The sequence below is a fragment of the Streptomyces sp. NPDC056169 genome, assembly GCF_042268445.1.
Classification (GTDB): Bacteria; Actinomycetota; Actinomycetes; order Streptomycetales; family Streptomycetaceae; genus Streptomyces.
Map to the genome: position 1 here is coordinate 152,915 of NZ_JBHJUO010000007.1, position 18,689 is coordinate 171,603.

Annotated in this window: 13 protein-coding genes and 1 pseudogene; 10 read left to right on the top strand and 4 right to left on the bottom strand. The window is 72.8% G+C overall.

Translation table 11 applies throughout. From position 1 onward, the window contains the following. Nucleotides 1-11: 11 nt before the first annotated feature. Complete coding sequence (locus ACFC0G_RS13375; protein WP_376401893.1) at nucleotides 12-887, bottom strand: helix-turn-helix domain-containing protein; 876 nt, start codon at nucleotides 885-887, stop codon at nucleotides 12-14. 128 nt (nucleotides 888-1,015) lie between these two features. Here ACFC0G_RS13375 and ACFC0G_RS13380 point away from each other — a divergent pair, with 128 nt between their 5' ends. After that, nucleotides 1,016-2,071, top strand: coding sequence for an NAD(P)-dependent alcohol dehydrogenase (locus ACFC0G_RS13380; protein WP_376401896.1), 1,056 nt, complete (start codon nucleotides 1,016-1,018; stop codon nucleotides 2,069-2,071). A 140-nt stretch (nucleotides 2,072-2,211) separates the two neighbouring features. Here the strand turns inward: ACFC0G_RS13380 and ACFC0G_RS13385 are convergent, their stop codons facing one another. Beyond that, nucleotides 2,212-4,653 carry a beta-N-acetylglucosaminidase domain-containing protein gene (locus ACFC0G_RS13385; RefSeq protein ID WP_376401899.1) on the bottom strand — a complete coding sequence of 814 codons (2,442 nt, stop codon included), beginning with the start codon at nucleotides 4,651-4,653 and terminating at the stop codon, nucleotides 2,212-2,214. A 312-nt stretch (nucleotides 4,654-4,965) separates the two neighbouring features. Here ACFC0G_RS13385 and metK point away from each other — a divergent pair, with 312 nt between their 5' ends. From metK to ACFC0G_RS13405, 4 genes and pseudogenes are all read left to right on the top strand, one after another. Beyond that, nucleotides 4,966-6,189: a methionine adenosyltransferase gene (gene metK / locus ACFC0G_RS13390; RefSeq protein ID WP_376401902.1), complete on the top strand. Its 1,224-nt coding sequence runs from the start codon at nucleotides 4,966-4,968 to the stop codon at nucleotides 6,187-6,189. Nucleotide 6,190: 1 nt separating this feature from the next. Beyond that, nucleotides 6,191-7,174, top strand: coding sequence for a carbohydrate kinase family protein (locus ACFC0G_RS13395; RefSeq protein ID WP_376401905.1), 984 nt, complete (start codon nucleotides 6,191-6,193; stop codon nucleotides 7,172-7,174). A 62-nt stretch (nucleotides 7,175-7,236) separates the two neighbouring features. Then, nucleotides 7,237-7,696, top strand: a pseudogene (locus ACFC0G_RS13400) (methylmalonyl-CoA mutase family protein); the annotation flags it as partial. A 17-nt stretch (nucleotides 7,697-7,713) separates the two neighbouring features. Next, nucleotides 7,714-7,974, top strand: a complete 261-nt coding sequence (locus tag ACFC0G_RS13405) for a methylmalonyl-CoA mutase family protein (protein WP_376402376.1) — start codon at nucleotides 7,714-7,716, stop codon at nucleotides 7,972-7,974. 54 nt (nucleotides 7,975-8,028) lie between these two features. On the opposite strand, the gene ACFC0G_RS13410 is transcribed toward ACFC0G_RS13405, so the two are convergent. Both ACFC0G_RS13410 and ACFC0G_RS13415 read right to left on the bottom strand, forming a co-directional pair. Next, the gene (locus ACFC0G_RS13410; RefSeq protein WP_376401908.1) at nucleotides 8,029-10,815 is read right to left on the bottom strand and encodes an AAA family ATPase; all 2,787 of its coding nucleotides are present in this window, start codon (nucleotides 10,813-10,815) and stop codon (nucleotides 8,029-8,031) included. 134 nt (nucleotides 10,816-10,949) lie between these two features. Continuing rightward, nucleotides 10,950-12,197 (bottom strand): cytochrome P450, encoded by a 1,248-nt coding sequence (locus tag ACFC0G_RS13415; protein ID WP_376401911.1) that lies wholly within the window; start codon nucleotides 12,195-12,197, stop codon nucleotides 10,950-10,952. A gap of 363 nt (nucleotides 12,198-12,560) precedes the next feature. Here ACFC0G_RS13415 and ACFC0G_RS13420 point away from each other — a divergent pair, with 363 nt between their 5' ends. From ACFC0G_RS13420 to ACFC0G_RS13440, 5 genes are all read left to right on the top strand, one after another. Continuing rightward, nucleotides 12,561-13,805 (top strand): dTDP-4-dehydro-6-deoxyglucose aminotransferase, encoded by a 1,245-nt coding sequence (locus tag ACFC0G_RS13420; protein WP_376401914.1) that lies wholly within the window; start codon nucleotides 12,561-12,563, stop codon nucleotides 13,803-13,805. Beyond that, complete coding sequence (gene desII, locus ACFC0G_RS13425; protein ID WP_376401917.1) at nucleotides 13,805-15,262, top strand: dTDP-4-amino-4,6-dideoxy-D-glucose ammonia-lyase; 1,458 nt, start codon at nucleotides 13,805-13,807, stop codon at nucleotides 15,260-15,262. The genes ACFC0G_RS13420 and desII overlap by 1 nt, the downstream gene beginning before the upstream one ends. A 190-nt stretch (nucleotides 15,263-15,452) precedes the next feature. After that, on the top strand, nucleotides 15,453-16,331 hold the full coding sequence (rfbA, locus tag ACFC0G_RS13430; protein ID WP_376401920.1) for a glucose-1-phosphate thymidylyltransferase RfbA: 879 nt from the start codon (nucleotides 15,453-15,455) through the stop codon (nucleotides 16,329-16,331). A gap of 125 nt (nucleotides 16,332-16,456) precedes the next feature. Beyond that, the gene (gene rfbB, locus ACFC0G_RS13435) at nucleotides 16,457-17,500 is read left to right on the top strand and encodes a dTDP-glucose 4,6-dehydratase (protein ID WP_376401923.1); all 1,044 of its coding nucleotides are present in this window, start codon (nucleotides 16,457-16,459) and stop codon (nucleotides 17,498-17,500) included. Then, nucleotides 17,497-18,636: a DegT/DnrJ/EryC1/StrS family aminotransferase gene (locus tag ACFC0G_RS13440; protein ID WP_376401926.1), complete on the top strand. Its 1,140-nt coding sequence runs from the start codon at nucleotides 17,497-17,499 to the stop codon at nucleotides 18,634-18,636. The genes rfbB and ACFC0G_RS13440 overlap by 4 nt, the downstream gene beginning before the upstream one ends. The last annotated feature ends 53 nt before the right edge of the window (nucleotides 18,637-18,689 follow it).

Genomic DNA, 18,689 nt, shown 5'->3' on the forward strand with positions numbered 1-18,689 from the left:
GGGCCCTTCTGTCACTTCCGTACGTCGGCCTCGGCCGGCTCGTCCACGCCCCACTGCGCGAGCAGCCGCAGCGCGTCCGCCGAGGGAGTCCCCGGCTCCGCGTGGTACGTCACGAGCACCAGGTCCGGATCCCCGCCGGCCACCTTCATGCTCTCGTACGCCAGCGTCATCTCGCCCACCAGCGGGTGCCGCAGCCGCTTCGTCCCGTGCCCCTTGTCGGCCACCGTGTGCGCCGCCCACAGCGAGCGGAACTCGTCGCTCTTCACCGACAGCTCGCCCACCAGCGCGAGCAGCTTCGGATCGTCCGGGTAGCACCCCGCGTACAGCCGCAGCACGCTCACGACCTCGGTCGCCTTGCACTCCCAGTCGAGGTAGAGGTCCCGCGCGTTCTCCCCGAGGAAGACCAGTCGCGCCATGTTGCGCTCGTCCGGGTCCAGAGCCGTGAAGTCGCCGAGCAGCGCCCGCGCCATCCGGTTCCAGGCGAGGAGGTCGAGGCGCCGGCCGACGACGAGCGCCGGGACGCCGTCCATCGAGTCCAGCAGATGCCGCAGCCCGGGCCGCACCAGCTGGGGGCGGGCGATCGCCGCCCGGTGCTGCCGCTTCTTCGCCGTCGGCTTCGCCAGGTGCGTCAGATGCGCCCGCTCGGAGTCGTTCAGCCGCAGCGCCCGCGCGATCGCGTCCAGGACCTCCATGGACACGTTGCGGCCGTTGCCCTGCTCAAGACGCGTGTAGTAAGCGACGGAGACGCCGGCCAGCTGCGCGAGCTCCTCCCGGCGCAGCCCCGGCACCCGGCGATGGCGCCCGAACTCCGGCAGGCCCACGTCCTCCGGCTTCAGCCGGGCCCGGCGTGAGCGCAGGAATTCGCTGAGTTCGGCACTGAGATCCATGCGTCCCCATTATCCCCGGTCGTACGACAGGACGGACGGGTGTTCCTGTCCCTGCCAGTGGTAGGCACGCCGGTCGTAGGCAGAACAGGTGTCTGGGTGATGTCCGCGGCCTCCGGCAGGCTGAGGACATGACCACGAACGTGACCACCGTCCCCGCCTACGCCGCACCCGCCGCCAACGCCCCGCTGGAGCGCACCACCGTGCCGCGCCGGCCCGTCGGCGAGCACGACGTCCTCATCGAGATCAAGTACGCCGGCATCTGCCACTCCGACATCCACCAGGCGCGCGACGGCTGGGGCGAGGGCATCTTCCCGATGGTCCCCGGCCACGAGATCGCCGGCATCGTCGCCGAGGTCGGCTCCGGGGTCAGCAAGCACAAGGTCGGCGACCGGGTCGGCGTCGGCTGCTTCGTCGACTCCTGCCGCGAGTGCGACCACTGCAAGCAGGGCCTGGAGCAGTACTGCTCCGGCACCGGCATGACCGGCACGTACAACGCCCTCGACAAGAACGGCGAGCCCACCTACGGCGGCTACTCCACCCACATCGTCGTCGACGAGAACTACACCCTGCGCATCCCCGAGGGCATCGCCCTCGACGAGGCCGCGCCGCTGCTCTGCGCGGGCATCACCCTCTACTCGCCGCTCGCCCACTGGCAGGCCGGCCCCGGCAAGAAGGTCGCCATCGTCGGCCTCGGCGGCCTCGGCCACATGGGAGTCAAGATCGCCCACGCGCTCGGCGCCGAGGTGACCGTCCTCAGCCAGTCGCTGAAGAAGCAGGAGGACGGCCGCAAGCTGGGCGCCGACCACTACTACGCGACGAGCGATCCGGAGACCTTCACGAAGCTCGCCGGCACCTTCGACCTGATCATCTCCACCGTCTCCGCGCCGCTGGACTTCGGCGCCTACCTGAGCCTGGTGAAGACGGACGGCGCCCTGGTCAACGTCGGCGCGCCCGAGGAGCCCGTCGCGCTCAACCTCTTCTCCCTCATCGGCGGCCGCAAGACCCTCGCCGGGTCGATGATCGGCGGCATCGCCGAGACGCAGGAGATGCTCGACTTCTGCGCCGAGCACGGTCTGGGCGCCGAGATCGAGGTCATCGGCGCGGAGCAGATCAACGAGGCGTACGAGCGGGTCATCGCGAGCGACGTCCGCTACCGCTTCGTCATCGACGCGTCGACGATCTGATCGGCCTGCTGATCGATGTCGTCGGTCCGATCGGTCCGATCGGTCCGATCGGTCTGATCTACGGAAGCGCCCGCTGACGTACGAGGGGGCCAGGGCGTGCCGCCGCCCCGGCCCCTTCGCGCCGTCGTGCCCTCGTGTCGTCAGCCGACGCGGATCTCCCGCACGGTCAGCCACGTCTCCAGGCCGGTCTGCGCCTCGGTCGTCCGCAGCCGGACGTACCGCGCCCGCGTCCCCGCCGGGGCCGTCAGTACGGTGTCCGGGCCCCCCGACAGCTCGCCGAGCGGCCGCCACGTCGTCCCGTCGAGGGAGTGCTCCACCACGCCGCGCCGGGGGTAGCCCTGCGGCCGGTCGGGCGCGCCGAGCGCCAGCTCGACCGTGCCGATCTCCCGCTCGGCCCGCAGGTCGAGGCCGACCCACGCACCGGGCTTGGGATCCCAGAGGCCGCGGAAGTGCGTCGCGTCGTCGCCGTCGGCGGCGCGCGGGATCAGGTTCTCCTGGTCCGCTTCGAGGTTGGTGATGCCCTTGGGGCGGGGGGTGACGCCGAGGAGGACGTCGTGCTCGGCGATCGCGTCGAGGACGAAGGCGTCCAGGACCCCGTCCGCGACGATGACCGGGATCTTCAGCCCGTACAGGTGGGTGTACGTGAAGGACTGTGCGTGCGCGACCCGGCCGGGGAGGAGCGCCCGGAGCCGGGCCGCCTCGGCGGTGTCGCCGGCGCGGACGGCGACGGTGAGGGCGAGCGCGGTGCGGGCCGCGGTGCCCCAGGCCTCGGCGGAGTTCAGCCAGGGGCCGGTCTGCTCGACGAAGCGGCGGTCGGGCAGGTCGGCGCGGAGGACGGCCGGGGCGTTCTCGAAGGCGGCGAGCTTCCCGTCGAGGGCGGCGGCGGCCGCCGGGCGGTCGGCGGGGGCCGCGCTCCGGAAGCGGGCGACGGCGGCGGCCAGTTCGGGGGACTGGCGGCCGGTCATCCGGGAGAAGAAGCTGCCGTCGGCGAAGGTCCGCAGGGCCTGCCGGACGCGCCGGTCGCCGCCCGCCCGCTCGGCGAGCGCGGCGGTCCAGGCCGTGCCCGGGTCGTAGGCGCGGTCGTTCCAGAGGTACTCGGCGACCGTGAACAGGCCGATCTTGGAGGCGTCGGCCTGCGGCATCGGGTTCGCGGTGTAGCCGGCGAGGTCCTGGGGGAGGCCCTTCTCGCGGCTCTCCAGCGGACCGAGCATCAGCCGGCCGGGGACGTAGTCGTTGACGGGGAAGTTGTCCCAGAGCAGGACGTCGTGGCCGAAGAGCCGCCGGGCCTCGCGGGCCTGGTCGCGGGTGATGGACGGGGCGATGCCGGCGGTGCCGGTCCACTGGACGAGGACGCCGGGCGCCAGCTTCGTCTCCAGCGCCTTCTTGTACGGCGTCGCTTCGAGGTCGTAGTACTCCGTCGGCACCGTCTGGAGCGGCGCGGCGTCCGGATGGGCGGCGCGCAGGCCCTCGTTCACCCGGTTCAGGAACAGCGCCTGGGCCTCGCCGGCGGCGGCGCCGCCCGTGCCGAACCGCTCCTCGTCGGCCGTGCAGTTCCAGGTGGTGTAGCTGATGTCGTCCAGCGGTACGGAGAACGACCGGACGCCGATGTCCCGGACGGTCTCCAGCTTGGCGACCAGTGCCTGGGCCTCCTCGGGCGCGCTGTAGCAGACGGAGAGCCCGGGGGAGACGGCGTACGTGAAGTCGACGTGCCGCGCGCGGGCCCGGTCGGACAGCTCCCGGATCCGGGCCACCTCCGCGGCCGGGTAGGGCTCGCGCCACTTCGCGCGGAGGTAGGGGTCGTCCTTCGGCGAGTAGATGTACGTGTCGAGCTTGTGCTCGCCGTAGTAGTCGAGCTGGTCGAGGCGGGTGGCGTGGGTCCACGGGGTGTCGTAGAAGCCCTCGACGACACCGCGCGCCGCGGCGGCCGGCCAGTCCCGGACGGTCACGCCCTGGAGCCGGGCTCCGGACAGGGCGGTGCGGGGCAGGAGTTGGCGCAGGGTCTGGGCGGCGTAGTAGGTGCCCCGGGCGTCGGCGCCGGAGAGCGCGATCCGCTCCGTGCCGTCGGCGGCGCGGCCCGCCGCGAGGACGTAGCCGTCGGCGGGCAGGCCGGCCGGGCCGGGGACGCCGAGGGCGGCCAGGGCCCCGGCGGTGGCCGGGTTCTCCCGTACTCCGCCGATGTGGACGGTCAGTTGGCCGCGGACGGGGGCGGCGGCGCTCCGGAGGGTGCGGGCGCCCGCGTCGCGCAGGGCCTTCTCGACGACCTGGAGGGCGGCCGGGTCGGTCCGCGGGTCGGTCACCAGCGTCACGGTGGGTGTGACGGTGACGGCGTCGGCCCGGTGGGCGAGCTGCTGCGGGGTGGGGGTGACGGCGGCGCCGGTGGTGTACGCGGCCGGTGCCGGTGCCGGTGCCGGTGCCGGTGCCTGTGCCGGTGCCTGTGCCTGTGCCGGTGCCTGTGCCGGATCCGTGGGTTCCGCGCCCGCCGGGTGGGCCAGGGGCAGTCCGAGGGCCAGGGCCAGCGCGGCGGCGGTGGCGATCCGCGGCGCGGTGCGCCCGGGGTCGCCGGTGGTGCGGGTGTCGGGCATGTGGGGCGCTCTCCACGGGTCGCGCGCGGCCGGGCCGCGGGGGTCGGTCAGGAGCACAGGGACCTCATCAGCCACATCGTGGGGCGTCAACGCCCCTAGGTAGGGGGGTGGCCGCGTCGACGCGCGGATTCCGTTCGTGACGATCCAATAGGGGGTGGGGCAGGGGGATTTACCCGCCGGTTCAGGGGGCAGGTTGACTGGCGGTGCCCGGAGCGGGCCGGATTCAATGTGATCCGGTTCGGCCGTCTGCCGGCCGGTCCGCTTCCGGTCCGTCATATGTAGTCAGCAGCCGCTGCAACCCCAGGGAGCGTTGTGTCCCGTCGTCTGTTCACCTCGGAGTCCGTCACCGAGGGTCACCCGGACAAGATCGCTGACCAGATCAGCGACACCATCCTCGACGCACTGCTGCGAGAGGACCCCACCTCGCGCGTCGCGGTCGAGACGCTGATCACCACCGGCCTGGTGCACGTCGCCGGCGAGGTGACCACGAAGGCCTGGGCGGACATCCCGGCCCTCGTCCGCGGCAAGATCCTGGAGATCGGGTACGACTCCTCGAAGAAGGGCTTCGACGGCGCCTCCTGCGGCGTGTCGGTGTCCATCGGGTCGCAGTCCCCGGACATCGCGCAGGGTGTCGACACCGCGTACGAGCAGCGGGTCGAGGGTGCCTCCCGACGGGACGAGGAGGACGAGCTCGACAAGCAGGGCGCGGGCGACCAGGGCCTGATGTTCGGCTACGCGTCGAACGAGACGCCCGAGCTGATGCCGCTGCCGATCCACCTCGCGCACCGGCTCTCCCGCCGTCTGACCGAGGTCCGCAAGAACGGGACCATCCCGTACCTGCGCCCCGACGGCAAGACGCAGGTCACCATCGAGTACGACGGCGACAAGGCCGTCCGCCTCGACACGGTCGTGGTGTCCTCGCAGCACGCCTCGGACATCGACCTGGAGTCGCTGCTCGCCCCCGACGTACGGAAGTTCGTCGTCGAGCACGTGCTCGCGCAGCTCGTCGAGGACGGCATCAAGCTCGACACCGACGGCTACCGCCTGCTGGTCAACCCGACCGGGCGTTTCGAGATCGGCGGCCCGATGGGCGACGCCGGCCTCACCGGCCGCAAGATCATCATCGACACGTACGGCGGCATGGCCCGTCACGGCGGCGGTGCCTTCTCCGGCAAGGACCCGTCGAAGGTCGACCGCTCGGCCGCCTACGCCATGCGCTGGGTCGCGAAGAACGTCGTCGCCGCCGGTCTCGCCTCGCGCTGCGAGGTCCAGGTCGCTTACGCGATCGGCAAGGCCGAGCCCGTCGGCCTCTTCGTCGAGACCTTCGGCACGAACACCGTCGACACCGAGAAGATCGAGAACGCCATCGGCGAGGTCTTCGACCTCCGCCCGGCCGCGATCATCCGCGACCTCGACCTGCTCCGCCCGATCTACTCGCAGACCGCCGCCTACGGCCACTTCGGCCGCGAGCTGCCGGACTTCACCTGGGAGCGCACCGACCGCGTGGACGCCCTGAAGAAGGCCGCGGGGCTCTGACATGCGCATAGCCGTCACCGGGTCGATCGCCACCGACCACCTGATGACCTTCCCGGGCCGCTTCGCCGAGCAGATCCTGCCGGACCAGCTCGCCCACGTGTCCCTGTCCTTCCTCGTCGACACCCTCGACATCCGGCACGGCGGCGTCGCGGCCAACATCGCGTACGGCCTCGGCCTGCTCGGCCGCCGCCCCGTCCTCGTCGGCGCCGTCGGCAAGGACTTCGACGGGTACGGCGAGCTGCTCCGCACCGCGGGCGTCGACACCGACGCCGTACGGGTGTCGGAGCGGCAGCACACCGCCCGCTTCATGTGCACCACCGACGAGGACGGCAACCAGCTCGCCTCGTTCTACGCGGGCGCGATGGCCGAGGCACGCGACATCGACCTGGGCGAGACGCTCCGGCGGCCCGGCGGGCCCGACCTCGTCCTCGTCGGCGCCGACGACCCGGAGGCGATGGTGCGCCACACGCGGGTCTGCCGCGAGCTGGGCGTCCGCCGTGCCGCGGACCCCTCGCAGCAGCTCGCCCGGCTGGAGGGCGACAGCGTCCGCGAGCTCGTCGACGGAGCCGAGCTGCTGTTCACGAACGCGTACGAGCGGGCCCTGCTCCTGAGCAAGACCGGCTGGACCGAGGCGGAGGTCCTCGACCGGGTCGGCACCTGGATCACCACGCTCGGCCCCAAGGGCTGCCGCATCGACACGGCCGGCCGGCCGGGCATCGAGAGCGCGGCCGTGCCCGCGACGGACGCCGCGGACCCCACCGGCGGCGGCGACGCGTTCCGCGCGGGCTTCCTCGCCGCGCTGGCCTCCGGCCTGGAGGTCGTCGACGCGGCCCGGGCGGGCGCCGCCATGGCCACCTTCGCCCTGGAGTCCGTCGGCCCGCAGACGTACGAGGTCACGCGGGAGGGACTCCACGAGCGGCTCGTCGCCACGTACGGCCCCGAGGCCGCGGTGATCGCCCCCGCCCTCTTCAGCGGGGCCCTGTGACGGAGGAGTCGACGGAGGCGGGCCGGACGACGGAGTCCGGCCCGCCCGTCGCGTACGCCGGGTCCGGGTCCGGGACCGCCAGGGAGACCAACGCCCGCTACAAGCGGCTGATCGCCGACGGCACGACGGGTCTCTCGGTCGCCTTCGACCTCCCGACCCGGATGGGCCGCGACTCGGACACGGCGCTCGCCGCGGGCGAGGTCGGCCGGGCGGGCGTCGCGATCGACTCGATCGACGACATGCGGGTGCTGTTCGCGGGGATCCCGCTGGACACCGTGACGACGTCCATGACGATCAACGCCCCGGCCGCACTGCTGCTCCTGCTCTACCAGCTCGTCGCGGAGGAACAGGGGATCCCGGCCGCCGCGCTCACCGGCACGATCAGGAACGACGTGCCGGAGGAGTACCCGGCGCGGGGGAGGTACGTCTTCCCGCCGAAGCCCTCGCTGCGGCTCATGGCGGACATGTTCCGCTACTGCCGGGCCGAGCTGCCGCAGTGGAACACCGTCTCGATCGAGGGGGCGGAGCCGTACGAGACGCTGCGGGCCGCTCCGGGCATCGAGGAACGGCAGGCCGAACGGCTGGCGAAGCTGCGGGCCTGGCGCTGCGGGGACCGCGTCCACCGGACGCTCGCGGCCGTGACGGCCGCGGCCGGGGGCGACGACAACCTCCTTCCCCCGATGAAGGAGGCCCTGGCGGCCGGGGCCACCGTCGGGGAGGTCTGCGACGCGCTCCGCGCGGCGTGGGGCTCGTACGCGCCCACGGAAGCACCGCGCGAGAAGCAGCTCGACACCGTGTGATCCCGGCGTCCCCGGGGGCAGGACGGCTCACGGCCGCCCGCCTCCCGGGGCGCCTCACGCGGTGACGGACTTGTCCTGCGCGAGGCTGACCGGGAGGTCCGCCCTCCGGGTCACGTTCAGCTTCCGGTACACGCGCGTCAGATGCTGCTCGACCGTGCTCGCGGTGACACAGAGCCGGCGCGCTATCTGCCGGTTCGTCAACCCCCGGGCGGCCAGGGCCGCGACCCGCCGCTCCGCCTCCGACAGCAGACCGACGTCCGGACCGCCCGGCAGCTCCAGGTCGGGACTCACGGCCTTCGCCCGGCGCCCGCCGCGACCCGGCACGATCTCCTCGGCCAGCGGATACGCGCCGCACGCCCACGCCATGTCACCCGCGAGCCGCGCCGTCATCCGCGCCCGGTAGTTGTCGCCCTGGGCCTGCTGGTGGCGGCTCATCCCGGCCAGCGCGCGGGCGTGCTCAAGACGGTCACCGCTGTCGTGCAGCATGTCGACCGCCTCCGCGTGCAGCCGCTCCGCCTGCTGGCCGTCCGCCGCCGCCGCCAGGACCCGCAGGGTCAGGCCCCGCGTACGGGACCGCCCGGGCCGCACCAGGGCGAGCTGCGCCTCGGCCAGCGCCCTGGCCTTCTGGCGGTTGCCGAGCCGCAGGTACACCTCGGCGGCCGAGGTCCGCCACGGCACGATCGACGGCTGGTCGAGGTTCCAGCTGCCCAGGATCTCCCCGCAGAGCATGAACTCGCCGAGCGCCGCGTGCAGCCGGCCCGTCGCCAGCCAGTAACGGCCCCGGGCGTGCATGTACTCCATGCCGTGCCGCGAGTCGAACATCGCGTCCGGCACCGGCTGCCGCAGGACCCGCTCCGCCTGCTCGTACTCGCCGGCCTCCGTGCAGGCGAGCAGCAGCGCGGACAGGGGTACGCCCACGGCGAGACCCCAGCTCTCCGGCGCCGCGTGCGAGAGCGCCAGCTCGGCCCGTTCCCGCGCCGTCGGCAGGTCCCCGCAGCGGACCGCGATCATCGCCCGGGTCGCGGCGAAGACCGCCTCCCAGCCGAGCGACCGCCGCTCCGACGCCTCCGCGAGCAGCGCGTCCGACCAGAACAGCGCCCGGTCGAGCCGGTCGGCGTGGACGAGGACCAGCAGGGCCGTCTCCAGCGCCTCGTACGTGTCCTCCGACAGCCGGCAGCCCTGCAGTATCTGCTCGGCCTGCGCGACCGACGCGTTGTCCGGGCCCCGCTGGAACACGCCGGCCTGCGCCTGGAGCGCGGTCGTCCGGGGCGCGAGCCGCACCGGGACGGGACCCCGCTCCGGCTCGGGCGCGGCCGGCAGGGACTCCAGCAGCGGCGGGCACAGCGCCGCCAGCCACATACGGGTCAGCGACAGTTCCAGGTTCTCGCTGTCCGAGCCGGGCCGCAGCCGGGACAGCGCGTCGGCGGCCTCGGGCAGCCGCCCGTACCAGACGAGGCAGCGGATCAGCGCCATGACCGGGTGACTGGGCGGCAGTTCGCCACCAAGGAGCCGGTCGAAGAGCGCGAGCGCCCGCGTCGTCATGTGCGGGTTCATCCGCCACGACGCCGCGACCAGGTGCGGGGCGAGCCGGGCCAGCTGCGTGTTGTCGGTGCTGGAGCGCACCGCGAACTCCAGGATCCGGAACGCGTCGTCGAGACGGTCGTCGAACAGGGCCTGCTGCGCACCCCGTTCGAGCAGGGGCAGCGCCCACGGAGCGTCCGGGGCGCCACCGACGAGCAGATGGCGGGCCACGGTGTCCTCGTCGGCGCCGTCGCGGTGCAGCTGCTCCGCGGCGCGCCGGTGCAGCTCGGTGCGGTCCGCGGCCGGCAGGTCCTGGAGCGCGGCCTCGCGTATCGCCGGGTGCCCCAGGGTGCCGTCCTCGCCGAGGAGGCCGATGGCGGCGAGCTCCTGGAGGTGACGCTCGACGGCGGTGGCCGTCGCGCCGGTGAGCCGCTCCACGAGGAGCGGGTCGGCCTGTTCGAGGACCGCGAGCCAGCGGGCCGTCTCCAGCGTGCCCTCGGTGCTGCGGTGCAGACAGTCGAGGACGGCCTGGGCGAACGCGTCGCCGTGCACCGGCTCGTCGCCGCCGGCCCCGCCCAGGGTGGTGCGGGCGGCCTGCCGGTCCTGGGTCAGCGCCCGAAGGAGCAGCGGGTTCCCGCCGGTCGCCGCGAGGTACGCGGAAGCTCGTCGCTCGGCCGCCTCGGGGCCGTAGTGGTGGGCGAGGAACTCGCGGACGCCGCTCGGGGGAAGGCCCGCGAGCCACATACTTCGGCAGTGCGGCTGGCGGAGCAGCTCGGCGCGGAACACGCGGTACCCGGCACGCTGCGAGGCGCGCTCGGTGAGGACGAAGCCGATGCCGCCCTGGTCGTGGTGGGCGGCGCAGTGCAGGAGGAACCGCAGGGACGCGGTGTCGGCGTGGGTCAGGTCGTCGACGGCGACGAGGAACGGGGTGCCGCGGGCGACGGACAGCAGCCAGTCGTGCAGCTGGTGCGTCTCGTCGACACGGAGCGGCGCGTCGGCGGGGGCGGTGCGGTTACCGGCCCGCCGCGAGGCGGCGTCCAGCAGGTCGCGGACGGTGGACGTGTCGGCACCGTGCTGCTCGGCGCTGCGCAGTAACTGGCAGAGCACGCCCAGCGGGACGTCGCGGTCGCCCGGGAGCGCGCGGACCGTCCACACGGGCGTCCCCCGCTCGGCCGCCAGGCGCCGGAGCGACCGCAGCAGCTCCGTCTTCCCGCTGCCGGCCGGCCCGGAGACGAGTAAGAGCGTCCCGTCACCTGCGGCGGATGCGTCAAGAACCGCCCTCAGATGGGCTATCTCCCCGTCGCGTTCCACCAGATTCATCGCGGAAGCCCCCCTCGTCCGGGCACCGAACTTTTCGGCCGCCCGACGATCACTCTAACCAGCTCCTGTTACGGCGAAAGGGCGCCGATCCGGGCGGCCGGGCGCGACCGCCCGGCCTCGGGGGACGTACGCGATCAGCCGGTGCGGCCGCCCGCTTCCCGACCTCGCCGCCAGCGGATCGGCAGGGCCTTCAGACCGCGGATCATCGGGTTCGGATACCAGACGAGCTCGCCGGGGGAGACGTCCAGGGCGAGGTCCGGGCAGCGTTCGAGGAGCGCGCGGACGGCGATCCGGGCCTCCATACGGGCCAACGGGGCCCCCAGGCAGAAGTGGATGCCGTGGCCGAAAGCGAGGTGCCCGCCCGTGTCCCGGCGGATGTCGAAGCGGTGCGGGTCGGGGAAGCGCTCCGGAGTCCGGTGGGCGTCGGCCAGGACGACGAGGACCGTGTCACCGGCCGGAATGACCGTTCCGTCCAGGTCGACGGGTTCGACCGGGAAACGGTAGGTCGCGGACTCCACCGGTCCCTCATAGCGCAGCATCTCCTCCACCGCGCCGTCCAAGAGCGTCATGTCGGCGCGCAGGGCGGACAGCTGCTCCGGGTGCGAGAGGAGCGCGTACATGCCGTTGGCGATCAGATTGACCGTGGTCTCGTGGCCCGCGACCAGCAGGATGTGCGCCATCCCGAGGAGCTCCTCGGAGGTCAGCCGCGAGCCGTCCTCGTCGCTCGTCCGCACCAGCGCGCTGAGCAGGTCCTCGCCCTGCCCGCCGCGCTTGGACTCGATGAGCCGGGACAGATAGCCGCTCATCTCGGCCATGGCGCTCTGGGCGGCGGCCGGGTCGTCCGGGAAGACGAAGGCGTCGGTCCAGTCGCGGAAGGCGGCGCGCTCCGGCTCGGGCACGCCCAGGAGTTCGGAGATCACCGTGATCGGCAGCGGCCAGGCCAGGGCCTCCATCAGGTCGGCGCGCCCCTCGGGCGCCGCCAGCATGGTGTCCAGGAGGCCGTCGACGAGCTCCTGGACCCGGGGGCGCAGCAACTCGACGCGACGCATGGTGAACTCACGGGCCACCAGCTTGCGCAGCCGGGTGTGCCGCGGCGGGTCGGACTCCAGCATGTTGTGGTTGAGCCGGGCCTCGACCTCGGTCGGGCGCGTCGTGGAGTTCCGCCAGTCCTTGCTGAACCGCGGGTCGGTCAGGACCGCGCGCGCCGTGTCGTACCCGACGACCAGCCACACCTCGTCCCCGTCGGCGGTGCGCACCCGGTGGGCCGGACCCTCGGCGCGCAGCCGGGCGTACGTCGGATGGGGGTCGGCCGCGAAGTCCTGCCCCAGGGCGGCCAGATCGAGTACCGGGGGCGACGCCGTTGTGCCCTCGTGGGTGCGCACGGAGAACTCCTGACTGGGAACCGGAAGCGGAACGGAAACGGGAAGAGGAAACGGGACTTCTCGCGCGTACTCTTCCGCGGAGCGCGCCCCGGCCCTACCGGCGGCTCCGCTGATTCCCGGATCCTGTCAAGCATCATCACATTCGGGCCGCCGATGGAATACCTAGGAAGCTGATGTGATCCGAAGCACATCCCCCGGCGAACGGTGTGCTCTTGTCGGTCCGTTGCGCGCGGATTAGAGTCCCCCCGAAATCGACCACCACAATCGACCATCTCGTCGTACGTCACGGTGGAGCGCGGCGACCTCGTTCGGGATTCCCGGATCGGCGAATCATTTCGTGACGGTGGCCCGGAGGGAACATCCGTGAAAAGCGCCTTATCCGACCTCGCATTCTTCGGCGGCCCCGCCGCTTTCGACCAGCCGCTCCTCGTGGGGCGGCCCAACCGCATCGACCGCGCCAAGCTCTTCGAGCGGCTCGACCGCGCCCTCGACGGCCAGTGGCTGTCCAACGGCGGCCCGCTCGTCCGCGAGTTCGAGGAGCGCGTCGCCGCCCTCGCCGGGGTCCGGCACGCCGTGGCCACCTGCAACGCCACCGCCGGGCTCCAGCTCCTGGCGCACGCCGCGGGACTCACCGGCGAAGTGATCATGCCGTCGATGACGTTCGCCGCCACCCCGCACGCGATGCGCTGGATCGGCCTCACCCCGGTCTTCGTCGACATCGACCCGGACACCGGCAACCTCGACCCCGAGCAGGTGGCCGCCGCCGTCACACCCCGCACCTCCGCCGTGATCGGCGTCCACCTCTGGGGCCGCCCCTGCGCCGCCGACCAGCTGCGGAAGGTCGCCGACGAGCACGGCCTGCGGCTGTTCTTCGACGCCGCCCACGCCCTCGGCTGCGCGGTCGACGGCCGGCCCGCCGGCAGCCTCGGCGACGCCGAGGTCTTCAGCTTCCACGCCACCAAGGCCGTCAACGCCTTCGAGGGCGGGGCCGTCGTCACCGACGACGCCGACCTCGCCGCCCGGATCCGCGCCCTCCACAACTTCGGCTTCGGCCTGCCCGGCGGCAGCCCGGCCGGCGGGACCAACGCCAAGATGAGCGAGGCCGCCGCCGCCATGGGCCTCACGTCCCTCGACGCGTTCCCCGAGGTCGTCGACCGGAACCGGGCCAACCACGCCGCCTACCGCGCGCGGCTCGCGGACCTCCCCGGCGTCCTCGTCGCCGACCACGACCGGCACGGCGTCAACAACCACCAGTACGTGATCGTCGAGATCGACGAGGAGATCACCGGCATCCACCGCGACCTGGTGATGGAGGTCCTGAAGGCCGAAGGGATCCACACCCGCGCCTACTTCTCCCCGGGCTGCCACCAGCTGGAGCCGTACCGCGGACAGCCGCACGCCCCGCTGCCGCACACCGAGCGCCTCGCCGAGCGCGTGCTCTCCCTGCCGACCGGCACCGCCGTCGACGACGACGACATCCGCCGCGTCGGCGACGTGCTGCGGCTCTGCGCCGTCAAGGGCCACGAACTGACCGCGCGCCACCGCGACGCCGCAGGTGCCGCCGCCACCCCGACCACCTCGCCCACGCCCACGATTGGACGCTCCTGATGACCGCCCCTGCCCCCGCCGCCACCGCCCCGGCCGAACGCTGCGCGCACCCCGGAGCCGACCTGGGGGCGGCGGTCCACGCCGTCGGCCAGAGCCTCGTCGCCGGCGGCCTCGTACCGCCCGACGAGGCCGGAACCACCGCCCGCCTGCTCATCCGGCTCGCCGTGCGCTACGGCAACAGCCCCTTCACCCCGCTCGAAGAGGCCCGCCAGGACCTGGGCGTCGACCGCGACGCCTTCCGTCGCCTCCTCGCCCTGTTCGGGCAGGTCCCGGAGCTCCGCGTCGCCGTGGAGACCGGCCCTGCGGGGGCGTACTGGAAGAACACCCTGCTGCCCCTGGAGCAGCGCGGAGTCTTCGACGCGGCCCTCGCCGGAAAGCCCGTCTTCCCGTACAGCGTCGGCCTCTACCCCGGCCCGACCTGCATGTTCCGCTGCCACTTCTGCGTCCGCGTGACCGGCGCCCGCTACGACCCGTCCGCCCTCGACGCCGGCAACGCGATGTTCCGCTCGGTCATCGACGAGATCCCCGCGGGCAACCCGTTCGCCCTGTACTTCTCCGGCGGCCTGGAGCCCCTCACCAACCCCGGCCTCGGCACCCTGGCCACGCGCGCCACCGAGCACGGCCTGCGGCCCACCGTCTACACGAACTCCTTCGCGCTCACCGAGCGGACCCTGGAGCGCCAGCCCGGCCTGTGGGGCCTGCACGCCATCCGGACCTCGCTCTACGGCCTCAACGACGAGGAGTACGAGCAGACCACCGGCAAGAAGGCCGCCTTCCGCCGCGTCCGCGAGAACCTCCGCCGCTTCCAGCAGCTGCGGGCCGAACGCGAGTCGCCGATCAACCTCGGCTTCGCCTACATCGTGCTCCCGGGCCGCGCCTCGCGCCTGCTCGACCTGGTCGACTTCATCGCCGACCTCAACGAGGCCGGGCAGGGCAGGACGATCGACTTCGTCAACATCCGCGAGGACTACAGCGGCCGGGACGACGGCCGGCTGCCCCAGGAGGAGCGGGCCGAGCTCCAGCAGGCCCTCAACGCCTTCGAGGAGCGGGTGAACGAGCGCACCCCCGGCCTCCACATCGACTACGGCTACGCCCTGAACAGCCTGCGGGCCGGGGCCGACGCCGAACTGCTGCGGATCAAGCCCGAAACCATGCGGCCCACCGCCCACCCGCAGGTCGCCGTGCAGGTCGACCTCCTCGGCGACGTGTACCTGTACCGCGAGGCCGGCTTCCCCGACCTGGACGGCGCCACCCGGTACATCGCGGGCCGCGTGACCCCCGACACCTCCCTCACCGAGGTCGTCAGGGACTTCGTCGAGCGCGGCGGCCAGGTGGCGCCCCACGACGGCGACGAGTACTTCATGGACGGCTTCGACCAGGTCGTCACCGCCCGCCTGAACCAGCTGGAGCGGGACACCGCGGACGGCTGGGAGGACGTCCGCGGCTTCCTGCGCTGACCCCCACCCGCACGCCCTTCCCTTCCGAGGGCATCCGAGGGCATCCGAGGGCCCGGCCGTCCGGCCGGGCCCTCGGCGTTTTCCCACCCCCCCAAAGAGGCGACGGCACTCCCCCTGCACATCCCCTAGCGCCCCCCTAACTCCGCGCCGCCAACCGTGAATACCGGCCTTCTCCTGCTAGCTTCCGGGAATGAAGGGAATAGTCCTGGCCGGCGGGAGCGGAACTCGACTGCATCCGGCGACCTCGGTGATTTCGAAACAGATTCTTCCGGTCTACAACAAACCGATGATCTACTATCCGCTGTCGGTTCTCATGCTCGGCGGTATTCGCGAGATACAAATCATCTCCACCCCCCAGCACGTCGAACTCTTCCAGTCGCTGCTCGGAGACGGCAGCCACCTGGGAATCGAACTCGACTATGCGGTCCAGAAAGAGCCCGCGGGAATAGCGGACGCACTTCTCGTCGGAGCCGGCCACATCGGCGACGACACCTGCGCCCTGATCCTCGGCGACAACATCTTCCACGGGCCCGGCCTCTACACGCTCCTGCGGGACAGCATCGCGCGGCTCGACGGCTGCGTGCTCTTCGGCTACCCGGTCAAGGACCCCGAGCGGTACGGCGTCGCCGAGGTGGACGCCGCGGGCCGGCTGACCGGCCTCGTCGAGAAGCCGGTCAAGCCGCGCTCCCACCTCGCCGTCACCGGCCTCTACCTCTACGACAACGACGTCGTCGACATCGCCAAGAACATCCGGCCCTCGCCGCGCGGCGAGCTGGAGATCACCGACGTCAACCGCGTCTACCTGGAGCGTGGCCGGGCCGAACTCGTCGACCTGGGCCGCGGCTTCGCCTGGCTCGACACCGGCACCCACGACTCGCTCCTCCGGGCCGCCCAGTACGTCCAGGTCCTGGAGGAGCGGCAGGGCGTGTGGATCGCGGGCCTTGAGGAGATCGCCTTCCGGATGGGCTTCATCGACGCCGAGGCCTGTCACAGCCTGGGAGAACGCCTCTCCCGCACCGAGTACGGCACGTACCTGATGGAGATCGCCGGCCGCGAGGGAGCCCCGTGAGGGAGACGACGCCTCGCGACCGCCGCGTACGCGCCACCGGCAGAGCCACCGACAGCGCGCCCGACCGTGTGACCCACTGTGTGACCGACCGTGCGACCGACAGCGCCACCGAAAGGAAGACAGCAGTGCGGCTTCTGGTGACCGGAGGTGCGGGCTTCATCGGCTCGCACTTCGTGCGGCAGCTCCTCGCCGGGGCGTACCCCGACGTACCCGCCGACGAGGTGATCGTCCTGGACAGCCTCACCTACGCGGGCAACCGCGCCAACCTGGCCCCCGTGGACGGCGACCCGCGGCTGCGCTTCGTCCACGGCGACATCCGCGACGCCGGGCTCCTCGCCCGCGAGCTGCGCGGCGTGGACGCCATCGTCCACTTCGCGGCCGAGAGCCACGTGGACCGCTCCATCGCGGGCGCGTCCGTCTTCACCGAGACCAACGTGCAGGGCACGCAGACCCTCCTCCAGTGCGCCGTCGACGCCGGCGTGGGCCGGGTCGTGCACGTCTCCACCGACGAGGTGTACGGGTCGATCGACTCCGGCTCCTGGACCGAGAGCAGCCCGCTGGAGCCCAACTCGCCCTACGCCGCCTCGAAGGCCGGCTCCGACCTCGTCGCCCGCGCCTACCACCGTACGTACGGCCTCGACGTGCGGATCACCCGCTGCTGCAACAACTACGGGCCCTACCAGCACCCCGAGAAGCTGATCCCGCTGTTCGTGACGAACCTCCTCGACGGAGGGACGCTGCCGCTGTACGGCGACGGCGCGAACGTCCGCGAGTGGGTGCACACCGACGACCACTGCCGCGGCATCGCGCTCGTCCTCGCGGGCGGCCGGGCCGGCGAGATCTACCACATCGGCGGCGGCCTGGAGCTGACCAACCGCGAACTCACCGGAATGCTCCTGGAGTCCCTCGGCGCGGACTGGTCGTCCGTCCGGAAGGTCGCCGACCGCAAGGGCCACGACCTGCGCTACTCCCTCGACGGCGGGAAGATCGAGCGCGAGCTCGGCTACCGGCCGCAGGTCGCCTTCGCGGACGGCCTCGCGCGCACCGTGCGCTGGTACCGGGAGAACCGCGACTGGTGGGAGCCGCTCAAGACGCCCGCCCCGGAGGCACCCGCCGCAGAGGCACCCGCCTCGGAGCTTCCCGCCGCGACCGTAGGGGTGTCCGCATGACCACCCGTGTCCCGGCCCCCCGCGTCCCCTTCCTCGACCTCAAGGCCGCCTACGACGAGCTGCGCCCGGAGACCGACGCCGCGATCGCCCGCGTCCTCGACTCGGGCCGCTACCTCCTCGGACCCGAACTGGAGGGATTCGAGGCCGAGTTCGCCGCCTACTGCGAGACGGACCACGCCGTCGGCGTCAACAGCGGCATGGACGCCCTCCAACTGGCGCTCCGCGGCCTCGGCATCGGGCCGGGGGACGAGGTGATCGTCCCCTCGCACACGTACATCGCCAGCTGGCTCGCGGTGTCCGCCACCGGCGCGACCCCCGTGCCCGTGGAGCCGCGCGAGGACCACCCCACCCTGGACCCGCTGCTCGTCGAGAAGGCGATCACGCCCCGCACCCGGGCGCTCCTCCCCGTCCACCTCTACGGGCACCCGGCCGACATGGACGCCCTCCGCGACCTGGCGGCCCGGCACGACCTGCACATCGTCGAGGACGCCGCACAGGCGCACGGCGCCCGCTACCGGGGCCGGCGGATCGGCGCCGGCTCCTCCGTGGCCGCGTTCAGCTTCTACCCGGGCAAGAACCTCGGCTGCTTCGGCGACGGCGGCGCGGTCGTGACCGGCGACCCCGAGCTCGCCGAACGGCTGCGGATGCTCCGCAACTACGGCTCCCGGCAGAAGTACAGCCACGAGATGAAGGGCACCAACTCCCGCCTGGACGAGATGCAGGCGGCCGTCCTGCGGACCCGGCTCGCCCACCTCGACAGCTGGAACGGCCGCAGGTCGGCGCTGGCCGCGGAGTACCTGTCCGGGCTCGCCGGGCTCCCCGGCATCACCCTGCCGGTGACCGCGCCCGACACCGACCCGGTCTGGCACCTCTTCACGGTGCGCACGGACCGCCGCGACGAGCTGCGGGACCACCTGGACGCCCGCGGCATCGACACGCTCACGCACTACCCGGTGCCGGTGCACCTGTCGCGCGCCTACGCCGGCGACGCCCCGGCGGAGGGCGCGCTGCCGCGCGCCGAGAGCTTCGCGCGGCAGGTCCTCAGCCTGCCGATCGGCCCGCACCTGGAGCGCGAGCAGGCGCTGCGGGTGATCGACGCCGTGCGCGAATGGGCCGAGCGGGCCGACCGGACCTAGTCAGGTGGACCGGTAGACCGAGCAGGCCGAAAAAGGCGGTGCCCGCCACCCTT